Here is a 19,205-nt window from a genome sequence, read left to right as displayed (position 1 = left end):
TGCCTCTCCATCCGACCCGATCATGGAGCGGTCGCGCGCCGACTTCGAAGAGAAGCCAGACCCCTGGCGGGCACTCATCATCTCCGGCGCATCGAAGCCGTTTACGCATCAGCCGTCAACACCACGACCAACGCCGCGCATGGTATGCCACGGTGAGGATCCCTTTGCTTGACAAACCCAGCCCCAAAAGAGAAGCCCGCCACCTAGGGCAAAGGTGACGGGCTTCGAACAATGGCCAGTAGGGACTTTAGCTGGCCAGTGCGAAAACGTGGCATCTAAACATTAGTTGCATCTAATATGAGAAATGCCCGCCACCTTTCGGCGGCGGGCCAAGGGTCTGAAGTGCTGGGGATCAAGCCGTGCCCCGCGGTGTGGCCCGGCGTCGGCTCCAGCCACACTTCGCCATCGAGTTCATAATCCATATCGACAAACACAGCCCGACCAGCCTCGACGATTGGCAGCACATTATCCTCATAGGTCCGTTCGTCGGCATCGCCGGAGGCGGCCTGTGCGGCTTCGAACTCGCGCCGCGCCATGATGTAGCGGGCGTTGGGGAATGTCGGTATCCAACGCCCGTCCACCAATCGTGTGTTCCAGCCGCAATGGTCGATATGAAGATGGGTGCACAGCACATAGTCGATCTGCTCGGGAGCAACACCGGCATTCGCCAGCCGCCCCAAAAAGGTGCCGTCATTGCGGCCATGCCAATGCGGGAAGTATGCGCACGTCTTGTCGTTGCCAACGCAACCGTCGACCAGAATGGTATGGCGCCCGGTACGAACCAGAAAACTCTGGATGGGAAAAATAAGCCGGCCGGTTGCCGGCGATATCAATCGGGGCCTAAGCCAATGAAGATGCGGTTCGAGTGCTTCGTCGGTGCAGTCCGGGAACCATTCCGATGGCGTCCGCAGAGGGTCGCACATCTCCAGAATTCTGGTGACCCGTATAGCCCCGACTCTCCAATCATCCATTGGTACGATCCTTCTTCGATCGAGGACTGATCGCTAAAAATAACATTTGCGGCCAGCTGGCGTCAGACATTTCTGCCGATAGAGAAGGAGGCGCTCGCGATGTGGCCGCTTACACTTCGCGCGCCAGCGGCGAGGCTTATTCTGCACGGATCAGAGCTATCGAATCCGGTGGAGAAGGTTGGTTTCCAGTGCCCTCCCCTCTACCACCTTCAAAGTCCAAACAATTCTCCGGTTCGCTCATGGCTTCCTGAAAGCCCAGCGTGTGCCGGATATGCGGCCGAAAGCTGGGGAGTGAGGAAACGACGTTCTCGCCCGAACTGCTCTCCGAATGTCCATCATTCTCCAAAGCTGGGGAGTATCTCCAAAAATCCCCAGGTTTCGACAACAGCAATATCAATGCCTTAGCGACGGTCCTGCTGCGGGCGGTTTTGCGGTTCGCTCGCCTGTCAAAAAAGACCACAACTATTTCATCGCTCCCTAGGTCCGGCTTGGAACATCCCGTCTGGCAGGATAAAGCGCAATTTCGAACCGTAATGATACGGCTTCTCCGGAATGCGGATTCGCCAGCCGCGGCAGCAAGCTGACGAGAACGGCAAAAATGTCGATCTGACCTCGGTGGGCGCATCAAAGGGATAGGCGGTGCTGCGACGACAGAGGATCGAACTCCGCTTATCGGCACCTACAAGCCTTGAAAGGCAAGGGTTTCAGCCGCGCTGAATGGAGTTTGAGTACCAGCCCTGTGGCCTAGCTGCAAGGTTTCTCCTAAAGGCGATTTGGGTAATTTCAGGTCATACTCCGCCAGGGCGGCCGACCACGTTCGCCGCAGGCTTGTGCGCTTCTGGGAAACAGCGCTCAATCGCTTCGGCAATCGTTCGAATATCTGTCCGGAACCATTCTGTTGCACTATAGAAGCGCCCGTCGGGGCCCGTGACCTTTAGGGCGACGTGATATGCGCGGAGAGTAGTATGGAGCAAACGCTCGGCCTCTTTAGCCGAGTAGCCAACGAGTTCGTAGGTCTCCATGATCTCGACCGGCGCGAACAAAACGCGGCCTGCGTGTCCGCACGAGCGACCCGGTCTTCAACCGCCCCCGCTGTCGTTCCTACCTTAAGAAGGCCTTGGATTTCAGTCCGTCCAGATCTCGGTGCGTCCGGCGGAGTAATCAAACCGAACCAGTGAGACGCGGCAACCGCAGCGGTCAGACGACGCCGCTGTAAGCAACCATCTTGCCGTCTGGCGCGAGATCGATAAACGCCCGCTTTCCTCGTCTGCCGACCGCCATGAACACCAATCGGTTGCCATGGCCTTCCAGAAAACGCAGCGCCTGACCTGATGCGTCATAGTGTGTGACGTCGTCACCGCCAGTCTCCCTGAACCCTATATATTCCAGAAATTGCTCGTTGGCCTTTGCCGTCGAAATTGTTTTAACGCGGCTTGGCCGTTGAATCACACCCCATAGGAAACCTATCAGGCTGAAAACCGCCGTCGAGCATGACGCCAGAAAAATCGCGGTCCCAAATCCAGCATCGGGATCATTTTCGTTTCTCGTAAAAAAGCTGAGGCAGATCACTGCCAGCACGAAACCGATGGCTGTCAGCACTATGCTGCCGATGACAGTCTTGAAAATGGTTCCTGCCACACCTCGGTCATGGCCCTTGACAAGTTCTCGCGCCCCAAGAGTAGGCAACGTGACCGCCCCGATCAGAGCGAGAATGGCAAACAATTGCATTTGGTTCTTTTTGGTCGATTTCCAGAGATCTCGACCTATGGATAGGCCATAGCCAGCAACTGCGGCCCCACCAATTCCTGCGGCGATAAGTGCAAGAGATGATTTCCGTTTTGCCATTAAGCCCCTCGCCTCAGCGAAAAATTGTGCGCAAATTGAAAAGGAAGGTCGAGATCGTCCAGATCGCGCCAAGCAACCAGGTGATTGCGTAAATCGCGCACACTCCGATCAAATAGGCCAGCTTCCCAAGGTCGATTGCGCCCCTCCCCAGAATTCTGATTATCGACGAGGTGCGGTCTTTCGCCTTTTCTGCCAGCTTTCCGAATTTCGCGAGTTCCTTAGGAGATTCAGCTTTCTCCAGTGAGCGTAAGGCAGCCTGCATTCCTCCGTTGAAAACGACGGTTGATGTCCCAGCCGTGAATACCGCGAGATCGTTGGCAGTGTCGGGTCTCACAACACCGTTAAAGCGCCGTTTAGCAGCTACGACGTCCATGGGCAGAAGGTCTTCCACAGAGGCTTTCAGCCCGGCAAAATCGAGTTTTTTCGCGTCCTTGTATGAGATGCTGGACAGCACACGTTTAACTGCGGTGAAGCTCGGAGCTTTGAGTGCCGGGTCGGCGGGATTCGACAGCGCCTTTTTCAGCTTGAGAACGTCGATCATATTTCGAGAAATACGAACCAGAGAAACCCTGATACCCGCAGATAATTTTCTGGTCTTGTTTGCTGTTTTGAGAACAGATAGCGGCACATCTATCTCTGCCTGTGCGGTAACACTTGTCACGATACCGACAAGGGAGAGTCCGAGCGTCACCCCATCACAGTCCTGTCCAGAAACAATCTTTGATCCCTCATTATAGACATCTCTGATATCTCCGTAGGAGCCAACATCCGCAGCCATAGAACCGGCAAGGCTTCCTGGGCTGTGAACTCTGCCCGACATGAAACCGTCAACGAGATCTACGCTGTAACGCCACGACATGTCGATCGCATTCTCCCGCGTTTTAGCGATCAACTCAGGATCGAAATCGTGCCCGTTCTCTTGCCCGATTTCGACGATTTTGGCAGCGTCCTCATAATCTCGTTCGGCGACCGCCTCCTCGATCTTCTCGATGTACTCCTGCGTCGTGAGGTGCCTGAGTCGGAATTCAGCGATCGAGAACGGGTCGTAGTACGCAAATCCCAGCTTGACCGCGCCAAACATCGGTGACGAGAAAAAGGCAAGGGCCGTCATCACCAACGCGGCCGCCGCAATTGCCTTGCGAACTCTCAAAATCAAGATGAATGTCGCCCCTGTCCCGACTGGAATATGCACTAATCAGCCCTGATTTCCATCCGCAAAATTGCGCGACCTTGATTTCATAATGACTTATCTTAAGCCGGGAATTTGGCTCCTGTTCAGTATGGCTATTCGCTGCCAGAGAACCACGAATTCTTCTCTACTGGCTGCCGCGTTCGACCTGATTTCCAAAAGGCGCTTCAAATTCGCTATGCCGAATACATAAGAGCGTTGAACCTGTTGCAAATTCTTTGATTATGATCGCCAACGATCTTGAATCGGGCACACAGGTTGGGGCTGGAACGCATGGCACCGAGAAAGCGCAGCTACAGGAGTGGCAAACTATTGGCCACCGCGTTTCATAATGCGAGGGTAGAGTACCGAAACGACCGAAAAGCATCACAGAGGGATCGGGCGCGAAAGGAAAGTGTCAGAGTCCGGCTTAAGGGGGAAGGTATTCATGAGTCATGGACTGATGACGCATTGAAAATAATGGACGAACACGGATTTGGTGTGAACCAGATCGGTTCCAGAGTTATTCCAATTCTAAGCCGTGTGATGGGTGAGCATCACACGGAACTCCAAGTCGCTTCTGCTGACGCGGCCCAAAAAGCAGCCGATAAGGCGGCGAGCGTAGCAAGGAAGGCCGCAGTTCCGGTTGCGGCGCGCACTGCATTGGAATTAGTCCACGACGAAATGAGCAGCGAATTGGCTGAGCTAAAAAATCGGATAGATATTCTATTAACTGAAGGGTCCAATAGCTACGAACAAAGGTCTGATTTGCTAAAGACAGAAGGAGGGTATTTCTTTGTCCATCAACTCGGAACCGCTCGCATCATCCTTAGGTTGGCGTTAGAGGCGGTCTGCATTGGAGCGATTTGTTTCGTAGTAGTAGCCATGTGGAGCGCCGGTGCAGAAACCGGGCTTAACTCTGGTTGGATCGTGATAGTCTCACTTCTTGTCGCTGCAGCTTTCGCCAAGCTGCGCGTTAAACACCTCCAAATGCCTAAGTTGCGAATGAGTCGCGCGGCGGTTCGCTCACGGTTTCGATCGCTCCTAGACGCCGAAACATTTAAGGCCTGCAGATCGGCAACGACAGAAGCATGCAGACGTGTACATCACTACGCAGAATGGGAGCTTCCGAAGGCAATTCGGTCTAAGAGAGATGAGGTAAACGCGGTCGTTGAGCTACTGTCGGGCAGGGAAGTCTCAGATAAGGAGCCAGCTAGAACGCCCACACATGACTCGGGATTATGAACCAGATGACAAGCGCGCCATCCTGCAACTAAACGGTGAGCTTTCCGGTACTTCGGCAGCAGGCGTCTCCTAATCCGGATTGATGACGGCGCGACGTAGCCCGCAAACAGCTGGTTCCAGTCTGGTGCCGCGCCCTTCGCAAGCGCATGCCAAAGCCGCTTCTGGTCTTCATTGGCCATGACTTCGAACATGTGGTGACAGGGGCCGAAGCCAAGGATCGTCAGCGCCTCCCGCATCGAGTCTGTTCCTGTCCGACCAAAGCCCGTTCCGATTACCCTTATCGCCATTGTTTCCCCGTTCAGGCCTACAGCCAGATCAGTCGCTTGCCAGCAACATCCGCAGGCGGTTTCCCTCAGGGTCGGAGAGGCCTAGCGCCCCCTCCGTTTGCAGCGAGGGCACCTGCGAATCGTCGAGACGACGCGCGACGGACGCCCGAGACACGTCTCGGTGGCCAGTATATTTTGGCTGTTCATCGGCCGTTGTCTTCCTGCAGCGCTGCAACATTAGCCGCGAAAGATATACCTGTCTCGCGCATAGTTCGGGACGACCACACCGGGGCGCATTCGCCGTGGTAGCCTGCCGTTGCCGCCCCTGCTGTCACTTGCGATATCCGGCGGGCGATCCATGCTAACATTGTGGCTAATTAAACGGCGCGCGGCCATCGCGGCGAAACCCGTCCGTTAAGCGCCAAGCGGCTTCGTCCAAACTTGGATCCGGAATGACCGCAACGGGCCGTCAGCGCAATGGCGCCTTTTGGCGTCCGAAGAACGATAGCGGACGTTCAGCCGGTGGAACCAAGCTCTGAAGCTGACCCGATGCAGACCTTGCGTCGATCATTCGGAACGGCGGCAAATAAACTCGAAGTGGCTATTCACAGCCGCGCAAATAGTTTCCCTGACAGCGAGGTGCTGGCGGGACGTTTGGCTTAGTGAGTTTTGCGCTCGCAACCTACGCAAATTGGGCGTACCGTTGGCATATCGTCGGCTGCTAATACATGAGCCGGCGACTGAGAGCGCAAGGCTCCCGCATCGGACTAGGCGCGCTAGGTTCCACAACTACTCGTCGCGCTCACCGGACCATCTGCCTCTGCCGAAACCTCTTTTGCTCGGTTCCGGCCAATATTGCCTTTCGCCAATCGGAAGAGGAGCGTTCTGATGCAGACCATCCAAACCCGCCGCCGATTCCTGGCCGGCGCTGCAATGGCAGGCGCTGCAGGTATCGTCGGTCTTCCGGAGTCACTACACGCGGAACCTCCACTGGAAACGACCACGGTTCGTCTGCCGTGGTGGGTTGATACTTCCTACTGCTGGGCAGGCGCGTACATCGCCGGAGAATTGATGCGCGCCGAGGGCTTCACCGACGTTCGCTACGTGAAAGGCGACAAAAGCATCGACCAATCGGAATGGATCGCGCGCGGCGAGACGGACTTCTCGGTGAACTTTCCGCCGAATCAGATCACTTCGATCGACGCCGGCGTGCCGATCAAGGTGCTGACCGGGTTGCACTCGGGATGCCTCGAACTGATCGACACGTGTGGCTGACCCTCATGGCCGCTTATGTCGGGCTCGATCCCGTGAACGATATCCAGTGGGTCTTGACCGAGGGTGTCAAGCCGACGGAACTCTTCGTTCAAGGGAAGATCGACGCATTCCTCGGCACGCCGCCCCAGCCGCAGGAGCTGCGCGCCAAGAAGATCGGTCATACGATCCTCAACAATGCCGTCGACCGCCCATGGTCACAGTATTTCTGCTGCATGATCTCCGCCACGACGGACTACGTGACAAGATACCCGGTGGCGACCAAGCGGATCTTGCGATCGATCCTCAAGGCCGCCGACCTCTGCGCGTCGGATCCGCAGATGGTGGCGCGGCTGATGGTCGATCGCGAATTCATGCCGTCGTATGACAACGCGCTGCAAACCCTGAAGGATATCCGCTACGACCGGTGGCGGGATTTCGATCCTGAAGACTCGATGCGCTTCTATGCGCTGCGCATGCAGGAGACGGGCATGATCAAAGCGGGTCCGCAACAGATTATCGCCGACGGCACCGACTGGCGCTTCCTCGACGAGTTGAAGCGTGAGCTGAAAACCTGATCCCATCTGTCTCGAGGGGAGACGTAGACATGCAAATCATCCAGAGCCGCAGGCGCTTCCTGGCTGGCTTGACGGCTGTCGGCACCGCAAGCCTCGTCGGCGCTCCAACTCGAGTTCTTGCCGAGCCAGCGCCGGAGACCACGCGCATTCGCTTGGCCAAGATCCCTAGCATCTGCGTGGCGCCACAGTATGTTGCAGAGGACCTGCTGCGCGCTGAGGGCTTCACCGAAATTGCCTATGTCGCCGCAGGTCCTGGTGCGGCCACGGCCTCCGCGGTGGCGAATGGCGAGATCGACTTTAGCCTCAACTTCGTGACAAATTCGATCGTCGCCTTGGACTCCGGTGCGCGGATCACTCTGCTCGGTGGCGTCCATCCCGGTTGCTTCGAGCTGTTTGCCAAGCGCGGGATCGACAGCGTCGTCGATCTGAAAGGCCGGAGCGTCGGCGTCCAGGGGCTCGGTTCGGGGCCACATCTGTTCCTCGCCAGCATCGCGGCCTATGTCGGGCTCGATCCGGTGCGCGACATCAACTGGGTCGTGGACCCGGCGGTCAAGCCCAAGGAGCTGTTCGTGCGCGGCGACATCGATGCGTTCCTTGGCTTTCCACCCGACCCGCAGGAATTGCGGCGCAGCAAAATCGGCCATGTGATCGTCAACAGCACCGCAGACCGACCTTGGTCGCAATATTTCTGCTGCATACTGTCCGGCAACAGCGATTTCGTGGCCGCGCATCCTGTTGCCACCAAGCGGGTGCTGCGCGCCATCCTCAAGGCTGCGGATCTATGCACCGCCGCGCCGGCCCTGGTTGCCGAGCGCTTGGTCGCGGGCGGGTTCGCCAGCCACTACGATGATGCGTTCGCAGCGATCAGCGAATTGCCTTACCGGAAATGGCGGGACTATGATTCAACTGACACCGTCCGCTTCTATGCGCTGCGGCTGAAGGAAATCGGTTTGATCGGCTCCACACCCGACACGATTATCGCGGAAGGTACGGATTGGCGTTTCCTTGCCGAGCTCAAGCGCGAGATGAAGACGTGAGTTGCTGGCCGGCATGCGCATTGGCACTGTCTCTGCTCGCTCCTTGGCCGACGCAAGCGCAGGACGCGCCCCACGAGGAGCGCCTGCCGGTTATCGGGCCTGCTCAGGACTTCACGCTGACATCGCAGGACGGGACGCGCGTGTCGCTACGCGATTTTCGCGGCAAGGTGGTCGCGGTCGCGTTCATGTACACCTACTGTACCAGCGTTTGCCCGATGCTGACCGCCAACATGGCGCAGGTGCGGGACGAGATCGGCTCCCACTTCGGGTCGAAGATCGACTTCGTCTCAATCACCCTCGATCCGGAGCGCGACACGCCCGAAGTGCTCAAGGAATATGCCGCGGCTTTCGGTGCCGATCCAAAGGGTTGGTCGTTCCTCACGGGTGATCCGTCGGCTGTCCGCGAGGTCGCGTTGAAATACGGCGTATTCGCGCGGAAGACTGCCGAGGGCGATATCGACCATACCACAGTGGCATCGCTCATAGACCCGAGCGGTATGTTGCGCGTACAGTATCTCGGCGTTCGTTTCGACCTCGAGGAGTTCCGGGGTGACCTTCTCAGCCTCTTGGACGAATCTAAGTAACATAACGAACCAGCTAGTCGGCTGGGTTGCCCGGCTGCCGGCGCGCGTCCAGACCAAGCTCTTGATCGCGTTTCTGTCGATCGTCGGACTCCTGATCGTTCTCGGCGCCGTCGGGCTGCAGGTGCTTAGCGGGGTCAATGACCAGACCAACGAACTGATCAAGCTGCAGCGCAGGATCGCCGCCTACCGCCAGGTCCAGCACGATACGACCACCCAGCTCTACGGCATCTCCACCGCCCTGTTGCTTCAGGACGACCGGATGCTGGATGCGGCGCTGCGCCAGCTCAATCAGTTCGGCTACGATCTCGACCGCATGGAGTTCGTCGCCCAAGCCGAGGTGGAAGTGCTTGGCCTGGTCAGGCAAGAGTACGAACGGCTGACGGCCGGGGTGACGCATGTGGCTGAACTCATTCGCGCCGGCAATACCGAGGAGGCGCGCAAGGTCCAGCTGGACGAGATCGTGCCGTCGGCCGACCGCCTCGAGCGCCTGACCAACCAGCTGGTCAACATCGCCGAAGCCGACATGGTGGCGGCAATAGAGACGACCGAAGGGGCGTACGGAACCTCCAGATTGATCGTCGTCTCCTTTGCGATGGGCAGCATCCTGCTGGCGCTGGCGCTCGGCTACATCATCTCCTCGTCGTTGGTCGAGCCGGTCAAGAAAATCGAAGCGCGTCTCAGCCAGATAGCAGCCGGCGACTTCGCCCAACAGGTTGCCGTCGCAAACCGGGACGAGCTAGGCGCGCTTGCCAGCAACGTCAATCAGACATCCGAGCGGCTCGGGCGACTGTATCAGGAAGTTCAAGCGCGAACAGCCGAGCTTGCACGACTCGTGGGCGAGTTGGAGGCGCTTGGCGAAGTCAGCAAGGCCGTCAATTCGACGCTCGATCTGGACACTGTTCTGAAGACGATCGTGGCCAAGGCGGTTCAACTGTCGGACACGGATGCGGGCACCATCTATGTGTTCAGCGGCACGAGACAACAATTCCGCTTGCGCGCGACCTTCGGGATGAGCGATGAACTCATTGCCGTGATGTCAGATCAGGCGATAGGGCTGAATGACATGGGAATCGGGGGGGCTGCAGAGCACTGCACGCCTGTCCAGATCGCCGATCTCGCTACGGGAACGCGCTCGCACGTTCAGAAGATCATGCTCGACGCGGGCTACCGGAGCATTCTCATCATTCCGCTGCTGAGGCCGAAAAAGATCGTCGGTGCACTGGTCGTCAGGCGCCGCCAGCCGGGAGTATTCGACGAGCAGGTCGTGCACCTGCTGGAAACCTTCGCAGCCCAATCGGTGCTTGCGATTCAGAATGCCAAGCTGTTCCGCGAGATCGAGGAGAAAGGCCGGGAGCTGGAGGCAGCTAGCCGTCACAAGTCCCAGTTCCTCGCGAATATGAGCCACGAGCTCAGGACACCGCTCAATTCGGTTCTTGGCTTCACAGAATTGCTGGTCGACGGCATCTACGGCGAACTCCCGGACAAGGCAAAAGCGACCGTGGTACGCGTGCAGGCAAACGGCCGTCACCTCCTCGGGCTCATCAATGACGTGCTCGATCTTTCAAAGATCGAAGCCGGCCAGCTCAGTCTGTCGCTTGAGGATTATTCCGTTGGACAAGTGGTGCGATCGACCGTCGCGGCTATAGAGCCGCTGGCGCGAGCGAAAGGTCTCACGCTTGCTACGACCATCCCCGAGAACCTCCCTATCGGCCGCGGAGACGAGCGCCGCTTAACCCAGGTTCTGCTTAATCTCGCAGGCAACGCCGTCAAGTTCACGGACACGGGTGCGATCGACATTCTTGCCGGTGCGGCCGACGGACACTTCGAGATCACAGTCCGGGATACAGGTCCCGGCATCGCGTCCACGGACCACGCTTTCATCTTCGAAGAATTCCAGCAGGTCGACAGCAGCAGCACCAAGCAGAAGGGCGGCACTGGACTGGGCTTGGCGATCTCGAAGCGCATCGTCGAAATGCATGGCGGAACCATAGACGTCGAGTCCGTGATCGGGTCAGGGTCGACATTCCGCCTGAAGATACCGATCCGGGTGCAAGGGAACGTGAGGGCCGCATGAGCAAACGAATCCTGATGGTGGAAGACACCGAGGACAACCGCCAGATCATCCGGGATCTCATTGCCACCACCGAATACGAGCTGATCGAGGCGGCGGACGGCGCCGCCGGCATCGCAGCAGCCGGAGCGCACAGGCCGGACCTGATCCTTATGGACATTCAGCTCCCGGTGATCGACGGGTATGAAGCGACCCGCCGCATCAAGGCCGACCCAGCGCTCCGGCACATTCCTATAATCGCGGTCACCTCCTACGCGCTTTCGGGCGACGAGGCGAAAGCCCTTGCTGCAGGGTGCGATGGTTACATTGCCAAGCCATTCAGTCCGCGCCAGTTGCTTTCCGAGATTCGCGGGTTCCTTTCCTAGGGGAGGCAGCGCCTTGCACGATCCGCCACGCATTCTCGCGGTCGACGATACTCCGGAAAACCTCGAGATCCTGCGCATGCGCCTCGAGGCGAACGGCTACGAAGTTGTAACCGCCGCCGATGGTGAAGAGGGACTTGCGAAAGCTCGCGAACTCACGCCTGATCTGATCCTGCTCGACATCATGATGCCGAAGCTAGACGGCATCAGTGTGGTGCGCCTGCTCAAGCAGGACATCTCCCTGCAGGCGATTCCGGTCATCCTCGTCACCGCGAAGGCCGACACGCGCGATGTGGTCGAGGGGCTGGACGCCGGCGGCGACGACTATCTGACAAAGCCCTTCGAGCACCAGGCGCTGTTGGCGCGGGTGCGCTCGATGCTGCGCCAGAAGGCGCTTCACGACACTGTCGCGAGCCAGGCCACGCGCCTTGAGGACCAAGCCGCGCAACTTTCGGACTGGAACCGCTCGCTCGAGCAGACCCTGGCGGAGCAGATGATCGAGATCGAGCGAATGGGCCGGCTCCGGCGGTTTCTGCCCGCACAGGTCGCCGACCTCATCGTTGCGGCGGAAAATGGGGACGCGCTTCTGCAAAGTCATCGTCGCGAGGTAACCGTCGTTTTCTGCGATCTACGCGGATTTACTGCCTTCGCCGAGACCGCCGAGCCCGAGGAGGTGATGACGGTTCTTGGCGAGTATCACGCCTGTCTCGGCGAACAAATCGTCCGCTACGAAGGGACTTTGGAGCGGTTCGTCGGCGACGGTATCGTCGTGGTTTTCAACGATCCGCTGCCGTGCGCCGACCATTCAGAGAGGGCCGTGTCTATGGCCGCGGCAATGCGCGATGCGATTGACGGGCATTCGGAGCAATGGCGCAAGCGGGATTACTTGCTCGGCTTCGGAATCGGCATCGCTCGGGGCCATGCAACCATCGGGCGGATCGGTTTCGATCAGCGCGCCGACTATGCGATAATCGGTACTGTGTCGAACCATGCGGCTCGATTGTGCGAAGAGGCGAAGGCTCGACAGATTCTCGTCAGCCAACGGGTCTTCGGCGCTGTCGAATCACTGGTCGAATCCGCTCCGGTTGGTGAACTAACATTGAAGGGTTTTCGCCGCCCGATGCCGGCCTATGAAATCGTGCGGTGGATCGGTCGGCCAAGCTAGGGACAAGGATGCCGGCAGCTAGACTGATCAGCGATCGGGCGGCCTCGAGTTCCATGGCCGTTGGTTCGAGAAGGCGCCTTTTGGCAGTTTCCCGACGATCCGTTTGTCAGCGCGCTAGAAGGTTCGAGGGTTCAGTACAGGGCTTGGCGCTGGCTGAGAGCATTGCCCTCGCCCGAACGTTGAGAAGGCATATGGTCCCTAACTGCTGGCTGAAAGCGTTCTTGGCCAGCGACTGAAGAGCGACAAGACTCCCGCCTTTCTACTGGGGTCATTTGCTTGATTCCTAGGGACGATCAGTTTGCCAAAGGAGCGTCCCGATGAAGCTAATTCAGAATCGTCGCACATTCCTGGCCGGCCTGTCGGCGATCGGCGGTGCCGGGCTCTCAATGTTCGCCCATCCAGCGCGGCCGGGGAGCCTGCTCTGGAAACGACGACCGTCCGCTTGGGGCAGTGGGTCGGAGGCGCTTACTGCTGGGCGTCCATCTACCTCGCCGGAGAACTTCTGCGCGCCTACGGTTTCACCGATATCCAATATGTCGAAGGCGACACCCACATCGACAATTCCAAGTGGCTCTCCGCCGGCCTGATCGATTTCGACATGAACATGCCCTCGATGCACATTAGGTCCATCGACGCCGGCGTGCCGGTCAAAGTGCTGATCGGCGTGCATTCCGGCTGCTTCGAGCTGATCGGCAAGGACAGCGTCCGGAGTATCAGGGATCTGCGGGGCAAGCGCGTCGGGGGAGGGTCGGTGGAGTCGCATCCTCACATCCTGACGGCCCTCATGGCCAACTATGTCGGGCTTGATCCCGTGCACGATATCGAGTGGGTGGAGGGTGAACAGGCCCCGATGCAAATGTTCATCGACGGCAAGGTCGATGCCAAATCGTAGACATCAGTGCCCGTATATCTGAACGGTTCAGTAACAAAGGGTGGACCGTTACCGCAGCCGCCCGTGCAATCCACGTCAGAGGCGTTCCTTGCCGAAGGTCACTCATGGGCAATGCTATATCGTTTAAACTGGCAGCTACTGGGCCGAGGAACGAACCCGCTGCGCGGGAGGGCGCCTGCGGTTGAGGTAGAGATCAAGAACCGGTCGTCGCGCTCGCGTTGAGCGTCGTTCGGCTCGAGCAGAGCATGGCGGGCTTCTTCAACAAGGAGCCTGACCATGCACCGTGCTATTCTTGATGCCCGGATCAGCCCGCTGCGCCAGCGGCTGATCGACGACATGAACATGCGGCGTTTCTCACGGGAGACACAGCGCAACTATCTCCGCGACATCGGACGCCTGGCGACATTCCTCGGGCGTTCACCAGACACCGCTTCCGCCGACGACCTGCGCCGGTTCCAGATCGAGCAGCAGGAGGACGGCGTTCCCGTGCCAACGATGAACAGCATCGTGTCGGCGCTGCGCTTCTTCTTCACCCAAACGCTCGACCGCCCGGACCTGGCGCGCCGGCTCGTCCGGCTGTCGCATCCGCGCAACCTGCCCGTGGTGCTCAGTCGCGACGAGGTAGCCCGGCTGCTCAACGCCACCACCTGCCTCAAGCACCAGGCCGCACTTGTCGGTTGCCTATGGCGCGGGCCTGCGTGTCGCCGAGGTGTCGATGCTGAAGGTTGCCGACGTCGACAGCGAGCGCATGCTGCTGCGCGTCGAGCGTGGCAAGGGCGGGCGCTATCGCAACGCCATGCTCTCGGAGTACCTGCTCACGCTTCTGCGTGAGTGGTGGAAGGTCGGACGTCAGCAGGGCGTGATGCACCGCGACGGCTGGCTGTTCCCCGGACAGCACGCGATGAAGCCGATCAGCACGAGGCAGCTCTATCGCATCGTCGTCGAGGCGGCCCAGGCCGCCGACATCGCCAAGCGGGTGGGGCCGCACACGCTGCGGCACAGCTTCGCCACCCACCTGCTGGAGGACGGCACCGACATCCGCATCATCCAGGTCCTGCTCGGGCATGCCAAGCTCAACAACACCGCACTCTACGCGAAGGTGGCGACCCGGACGGTGCGTGCCGTGACGAGCCCGCTCGACAAGCTCGGGCTGTTCAAGCCGGGAGAGGTCTCGCCCGACATCTGAGCCGTGCCCGCCTCGATCGAGGTCGCCGACATCTTCCGTGCTGCCGGACCCGCTTACCGGGCCGCCCATGCAGGTCACCTGAGCCTCGTCCAGCTCAAGGTCATGTCGGCGATCGAGTATTGCCGCACCGCAGCCCTTGGCGGTCACGTCGAGGCTTGCGAGGACTGCGGCCAATGGCGGATCGCCTACAACTCCTGCCGCAACCGGCACTGTCCGAAGTGCCAGGGCGCGGCCGCGCGGACATGGCTTGCCGAGCGCGAGGCCGACCTGCTGCCGGTCGGCTACTTCCATGTCGTGTTCACGCTGCCCGCCGAGGTCGCCGACATCGCGTTCCAGAACAAGGCGCTCGTCTACGACCTGCTGTTCAAGGCGGCAGCGGAGACGATGCTGACTATCGCCGCCGACCCAAGACACCTCGGCGGCCGCATCGGCATCACCGCGGTGCTCCACACCTGGGGATCGGCGATGACGCACCATCCCCATGTCCACATGATCGTGCCGGGCGGCGGCATCGCGCCGGACGGAAGTCACTGGGTCTCGTCGCGTCCAGCGTTCCTGCTTCCGGTGCGCGTGCTCGGCAAGCTGTTCCGCCGGCTCTTCCTCACGGGGATTGTACTCGGCACGCTGTTCCCACAGTTTGTAGTCGGCCGGAGACAACGCTGCAGCTTCGCTGTCGAGCGCCGCGCGCTGACGTGCCATCAGTACAAGTCGGTCGGGCATATGGGCGAAGAGAGAATCTTTCGACAGGGTAAGCAATGCTTGGTGCGTCGCGCGGCCGGGACGTCCTACCAATGCCGACATCAGTCGGTCGCGTGCTGATTCCGCTTCGTCCCTGACATCAGGACTAAAGACCCCTTCGTGCTGCGCATCGTCCTCGCGACGGACAAATTGATGCGCCGTAGGCGAACTCACCGAACAGGGAGCGCCGGCGTTTGAAGCCGCCATTCCGATCTTGTCGCAACTGCTGAAGGCCGAGACGGCGGAACGAGAGGTCAGATCGACAGCCTACCAGCTCAAGACCGCACGCTTTCCAGCCTATCGCGATCTCAACGGCTTTGACTTCGCCAGCAGTGAGATAAACGAGGCACTCGTGCGGCAACTTCATCGTTGCGAGTTCGTCGATGAAGCCAACAATATCGTGCTCGTCGGCGGCCCCGGAACCGGCAAAACCCATATCGCAACCGCTCTCGGCGTGCAGGCCATCGAGCATCATCACAAACGGGTTCGCTTCTTCTCGACGGTCGAGTTGGTCAATGCGCTGGAACAGGAGAAGGCACAGGGAAGATCCGGCCAGATCGCCAATCGCCTCGTGCATTCCGATCTCGTAATCCTGGACGAGCTTGGCTATCTGCCATTCAGCGCATCAGGTGGAGCATTGCTCTTCCATCTGCTGAGCAAACTCTACGAACGCACAAGCGTCATCATCACCACAAACCTCAGCTTCAGTGAGTGGGCCAGTGTCTTCGGCGATGCCAAGATGACGACCGCGCTTCTCGACCGACTGACCCACCATTGCCACATCCTGGAAACCGGGAACGACAGCTTCCGGTTCAAAAACAGCTCCGCACACGAGCCTAAAAAAGCGAAGGAGAAAGCCAGAACCTTGACCGTCAACACCGAACCGAAACATACATGAGAGGCGGGTCACTTCTCGGTGGAAATGCCGGGTCAGTTCTCGGTGGAAATCAACAGGCAATAGTCTTGCGGGCCGGCATAGCACCGACTTCCTTGCATGTGAGCTTCGACATGTCCACTTCCTTGGCCATTGCTTGGCCGGCCAAGACGATACTTGCAGTTGCAAGTGCAATCGGAAAATAGCGCTTCATGGTAAGTCCTCCCAAAAAGCCCCCGCCTTCGACTGGCGAAAAAAAGCCCGCCTTCGGCTGCCTAAAGCAAGAAACAGTCGCGACGTCTTGAAAACAAGACATTCACGCCAAATTTACCGCGACGGCTTCGTGGCCGGCGAACGATTTGAGGTCGCATCGCCCGTATGATTCATTCGTCCCAACCACCCGCAACTTCGCCGTTCGGTTGTCACAGTAGTCGGTCCACTGCTCCATCAGCAAGCGGCGCTTCTCCCAGTTTTCGGAGGAAGCTGTAGCCGCACCGCGCGTGCAAGCATCGCCCCGCAAAGGCGGCTTGACGATTTCGCCAAAGCAAGATGGCCGGCACCGCTCGGTTGCGCAGTCACAGGCGCAAATTTTTGCTAAGCTGCTGAGGCTTGTGTCAACCAATGCTGGTTTGAGGGGCCGCAAATGTATTGGAGCCAATGGTACCGCGTGAGAGGTTACGTCCAATCCTCACTATGGATCGTTCCGTTCATCTCCCTGCTGGTCTACGCGGTAGCGATACGTCTAGTTTACGCGATCGAGGGTTGGAGCGTATGGCGGCCTTTACTCAGTTCCTGGGGCTGGCGACCATTGGGAACACAAAGCGTCCTCGAGACGATCGTCACGATGATGCTGACGTTCATAGTCTTCACCTTTGGCTCGCTTCTTGTGGCAATTCAGATTGCGGGGGGGCAATTGACGCCGCGGATCATGGCGGCCACGCTGCTGCGCGACAACGCGATCCGATTTGCAGTTGGTCTTTTCACCTTCACGCTCCTCTTTTCGATCGGGGCATTGGCCAGGTTGGAAACAACGGTTCCCCCTGTCGTCGCGTTCGTTGCGGGACTCCTTGGTATTTTCTCCCTTGCCGCCTTTCTATTTCTCATCGACTACGCCGCGCGGCTTCTGACTCCTGTCCGCATTCTCGCGCGCGTCGGCGACGAAGGCCGGGCGGTCATCGAGAGCGTCTACGGCGACCGGTCTACAGACACTGACTTCTCCGATGAAGCGCATCGGAAGCTTCCGACGCCGGACCGAATCGTCGTGCATCGCGGCAAGTCCGCGATCCTCTTGGCGGTAAATCTAAAGCTTTTGGTCGCGATGGCGCAGAAAGCAAACGTCATTATCGAATTGGTGCCGCGCGTAGGTGACTTTGTGGCGACCGGCGAAACACTCTTCCACGTGTACGGTATCGCCGTCTCGATAGGCCACCATCAGCTGCGAGGAGCGGTCGCCTTCGGGCCGGAGCGCACGATGGAGCAGGATTCCACGTTGGCGTTTCGGATTATCGTCGACATCGCCATCAAGGCGCTGTCGAAGGCGATAAACGATCCGACGACCGCCGTCCTGGCACTCGACCAGCTTCAGCGTCTGTTGAGCATGGTCGGCCAGCGGCATCTCTACTCTGAGGAGATATTGGACAAATCCGGCGAGCTGCGGGTGGTTTTCCACACACCGAACTGGAAGGATTTCGTGCAAGTGACTTTCAGCGAAATCCGCTTTTATGGCGCGGAGAACTTCCAGATTGCGCGACGTCTGCGTGCTGTGATCGAGCATCTTGCGCGGAGTCTCCCAGAGCATCGCCGTCCGGCCTTGCGCGCAGAGCTTGACCTGCTTGATCGCACGATCGTGAAGCTCCATGCCCTCGCAGAAGACATTGCGCTTGCCCGTACCCCGGATACTCAGGGGCTCGGAGGTTCATCCCCTCGATAGGCGGCTAGCAAATCGGTCGATCATTGCGGCTCTGTGCACGAGCACGAGGCGCTGACCCACGTTTTTTCGCCCTATGGCCCAACGCATGATCGAGGCTCCAATCGCCACTGCACTAATTCAGCGGTTTCACTTGTAGCCGAATCCGTGGCCAGAGTTTGGCTGAGACTAGGACCAGGCGCCATCGAGCAAGGCTCAGGCTCGCACCCGCGGGCACGACACCCGGTAATCAACCGCCAAGAAACCGCTCGCAACCGCACAGTTTCGTCCCCAGGGACAGACGCTGGACAGAATGTATGTCCAGTGACAATGTCCGTCCATCTCAGCTTGGTGGACTGATATGAAAAAGACTACCGTTGCGGATGCTCTGTCTGGCGCAAAGTCAAAGGCCCTGCGCGGTCCCGTGGTGCTCGCCGCAATTATTGCCATAGCTATTGCCCTCTGGGCGACTGGCAAGATCAACCAGTGGCTGAACTACCCGCCGGAAAACCGCATAGGCGCCGCAGTGCAGCTAACGATTAGCGGGCCTCTGGCCTGGCGCATGAACGGCGATCCCATGCCGCACCCGATGGACGTTGACCCCGGGCAGACTGGCGTGGTCTCCAAAAACTACCCCGGTTGCCTCGTGCGTCTCGACAATTGGGACCAGACCTCCCGCAGAATCGCCGAGGTTGAAGTGCCGTGCGGTCGACTGAAGCTGCGCCCCTAAGCATTCGTATGTGCGAGAACGCGAGATGGCAGAGAGGTCCATTTGGGGCAAGCCCGTCCAGATTTGCCGCGGTTGTGGTATCCAACACACCAACGATCTGCGCTTCCTGATTCCTGACCTCAAAAGCAGCAGCGATAGTCTCTTCGTTGATCATGAAACCTCCTAACGGGCGGTGCAGTTCTGACCTCTTCATTTTGGACACGCTGTGCGCTCTGCCAATGAAACATTTTGCTGGTCGATTGGTCGCGCCCACGTGTCCGATTCATGCAATTGGTTCGATCCGCGTGTGATTTTTCGTGGAATGAGGACCCTGTTTGAGAGGTGATTTTCGTCCAA

At 59.0% G+C, this 19,205-nt stretch carries 16 protein-coding genes and 4 pseudogenes; 14 read left to right on the top strand and 6 right to left on the bottom strand.

Features of this window, described 5'->3' with window-relative positions; genetic code table 11:
* Positions 1-275: 275 nt before the first annotated feature.
* The 4 genes from AC1D08_RS32785 to AC1D08_RS32770 form a co-directional block, all read right to left on the bottom strand.
* Positions 276-833, bottom strand: a complete 558-nt coding sequence (locus tag AC1D08_RS32785) for an MBL fold metallo-hydrolase (protein ID WP_477425134.1) — start codon at positions 831-833, stop codon at positions 276-278.
* Positions 834-1,759: 926 nt separating this feature from the next.
* Positions 1,760-2,014: a GIY-YIG nuclease family protein gene (locus AC1D08_RS32780; RefSeq protein WP_477425132.1), complete on the bottom strand. Its 255-nt coding sequence runs from the start codon at positions 2,012-2,014 to the stop codon at positions 1,760-1,762.
* A gap of 154 nt (positions 2,015-2,168) precedes the next feature.
* Positions 2,169-2,816, bottom strand: coding sequence for a hypothetical protein (locus AC1D08_RS32775; protein ID WP_477425130.1), 648 nt, complete (start codon positions 2,814-2,816; stop codon positions 2,169-2,171).
* 13 nt (positions 2,817-2,829) lie between these two features.
* A complete protein-coding gene (locus AC1D08_RS32770) occupies positions 2,830-3,972 on the bottom strand; it encodes a hypothetical protein (RefSeq protein ID WP_477425128.1) in 1,143 nt (380 codons plus the stop codon).
* Between the two features lie 483 nt (positions 3,973-4,455).
* Here AC1D08_RS32770 and AC1D08_RS32765 point away from each other — a divergent pair, with 483 nt between their 5' ends.
* Positions 4,456-5,229, top strand: coding sequence for a hypothetical protein (locus AC1D08_RS32765; protein ID WP_477425140.1), 774 nt, complete (start codon positions 4,456-4,458; stop codon positions 5,227-5,229).
* A 101-nt stretch (positions 5,230-5,330) separates the two neighbouring features.
* On the opposite strand, the pseudogene AC1D08_RS32760 reads toward AC1D08_RS32765, so the two are convergent.
* A pseudogene (locus AC1D08_RS32760) lies at positions 5,331-5,516 on the bottom strand (sulfotransferase); the annotation flags it as partial.
* Between the two features lie 867 nt (positions 5,517-6,383).
* On the opposite strand from AC1D08_RS32760, the gene AC1D08_RS32755 reads away from it, so the two are divergent.
* From AC1D08_RS32755 to istB, 11 genes and pseudogenes are all read left to right on the top strand, one after another.
* On the top strand, positions 6,384-6,770 hold the full coding sequence (locus tag AC1D08_RS32755; RefSeq protein WP_477425127.1) for a twin-arginine translocation signal domain-containing protein: 387 nt from the start codon (positions 6,384-6,386) through the stop codon (positions 6,768-6,770).
* The gene (locus tag AC1D08_RS32750; RefSeq protein ID WP_477425125.1) at positions 6,761-7,324 is read left to right on the top strand and encodes an ABC transporter substrate-binding protein; all 564 of its coding nucleotides are present in this window, start codon (positions 6,761-6,763) and stop codon (positions 7,322-7,324) included. The genes AC1D08_RS32755 and AC1D08_RS32750 overlap by 10 nt, the downstream gene beginning before the upstream one ends.
* 68 nt (positions 7,325-7,392) lie before the next feature.
* On the top strand, positions 7,393-8,361 hold the full coding sequence (locus tag AC1D08_RS32745) for an ABC transporter substrate-binding protein (protein ID WP_477425123.1): 969 nt from the start codon (positions 7,393-7,395) through the stop codon (positions 8,359-8,361).
* Between the two features lie 20 nt (positions 8,362-8,381).
* Positions 8,382-8,945: an SCO family protein gene (locus AC1D08_RS32740; protein ID WP_477425121.1), complete on the top strand. Its 564-nt coding sequence runs from the start codon at positions 8,382-8,384 to the stop codon at positions 8,943-8,945.
* Complete coding sequence (locus AC1D08_RS32735) at positions 8,911-11,019, top strand: sensor histidine kinase (RefSeq protein ID WP_477425119.1); 2,109 nt, start codon at positions 8,911-8,913, stop codon at positions 11,017-11,019. Before AC1D08_RS32740 ends, AC1D08_RS32735 begins: the two co-directional genes overlap by 35 nt.
* A 14-nt stretch (positions 11,020-11,033) precedes the next feature.
* The gene (locus AC1D08_RS32730) at positions 11,034-11,381 is read left to right on the top strand and encodes a response regulator (RefSeq protein ID WP_352900376.1); all 348 of its coding nucleotides are present in this window, start codon (positions 11,034-11,036) and stop codon (positions 11,379-11,381) included.
* 13 nt (positions 11,382-11,394) lie between these two features.
* On the top strand, positions 11,395-12,543 hold the full coding sequence (locus AC1D08_RS32725) for a response regulator (protein WP_477425117.1): 1,149 nt from the start codon (positions 11,395-11,397) through the stop codon (positions 12,541-12,543).
* Positions 12,544-12,841: 298 nt separating this feature from the next.
* Positions 12,842-13,435: an ABC transporter substrate-binding protein gene (locus tag AC1D08_RS32720; RefSeq protein WP_477425115.1), complete on the top strand. Its 594-nt coding sequence runs from the start codon at positions 12,842-12,844 to the stop codon at positions 13,433-13,435.
* A 276-nt stretch (positions 13,436-13,711) separates the two neighbouring features.
* Positions 13,712-14,621, top strand: a pseudogene (locus tag AC1D08_RS32715) (tyrosine-type recombinase/integrase).
* 3 nt (positions 14,622-14,624) lie between these two features.
* Positions 14,625-15,227: pseudogene (locus AC1D08_RS32710) on the top strand (IS91 family transposase); the annotation flags it as partial.
* A 289-nt stretch (positions 15,228-15,516) separates the two neighbouring features.
* Positions 15,517-16,257 (top strand): annotated as a pseudogene (gene istB / locus AC1D08_RS32705) (IS21-like element helper ATPase IstB); the annotation flags it as partial.
* Between the two features lie 49 nt (positions 16,258-16,306).
* On the opposite strand, the gene AC1D08_RS32700 reads toward istB, so the two are convergent.
* Positions 16,307-16,447, bottom strand: coding sequence for a hypothetical protein (locus tag AC1D08_RS32700; RefSeq protein ID WP_477425113.1), 141 nt, complete (start codon positions 16,445-16,447; stop codon positions 16,307-16,309).
* Positions 16,448-16,876: 429 nt separating this feature from the next.
* On the opposite strand from AC1D08_RS32700, the gene AC1D08_RS32695 reads away from it, so the two are divergent.
* Entirely contained in the window at positions 16,877-18,163 is a 1,287-nt protein-coding gene (locus tag AC1D08_RS32695; protein ID WP_477425111.1) for a DUF2254 domain-containing protein, read from the top strand.
* A gap of 337 nt (positions 18,164-18,500) precedes the next feature.
* Complete coding sequence (locus tag AC1D08_RS32690; protein ID WP_477425109.1) at positions 18,501-18,869, top strand: hypothetical protein; 369 nt, start codon at positions 18,501-18,503, stop codon at positions 18,867-18,869.
* Positions 18,870-19,205 lie beyond the last annotated feature (336 nt).

Source organism: Mesorhizobium sp. P2_E6, assembly GCF_056403835.1.
The sequence above is the reverse complement of the archived record's forward strand: the minus strand, read 5'-3'. Positions and strand labels throughout refer to the sequence as shown.

Coding starts and splice junctions, on each gene's coding strand:
- AC1D08_RS32690 (WP_477425109.1), top strand. CDS start 18,501: ATGAAAAAGACTACCGTTGCGGATGCTCTGTCTGGCGCAAAGTCAAAG.
- AC1D08_RS32755 (WP_477425127.1), top strand. CDS start 6,384: ATGCAGACCATCCAAACCCGCCGCCGATTCCTGGCCGGCGCTGCAATG.
- AC1D08_RS32730 (WP_352900376.1), top strand. CDS start 11,034: ATGGTGGAAGACACCGAGGACAACCGCCAGATCATCCGGGATCTCATT.
- AC1D08_RS32700 (WP_477425113.1), bottom strand. CDS start 16,447: ATGAAGCGCTATTTTCCGATTGCACTTGCAACTGCAAGTATCGTCTTG.
- AC1D08_RS32695 (WP_477425111.1), top strand. CDS start 16,877: ATGTATTGGAGCCAATGGTACCGCGTGAGAGGTTACGTCCAATCCTCA.
- AC1D08_RS32775 (WP_477425130.1), bottom strand. CDS start 2,816: ATGGCAAAACGGAAATCATCTCTTGCACTTATCGCCGCAGGAATTGGT.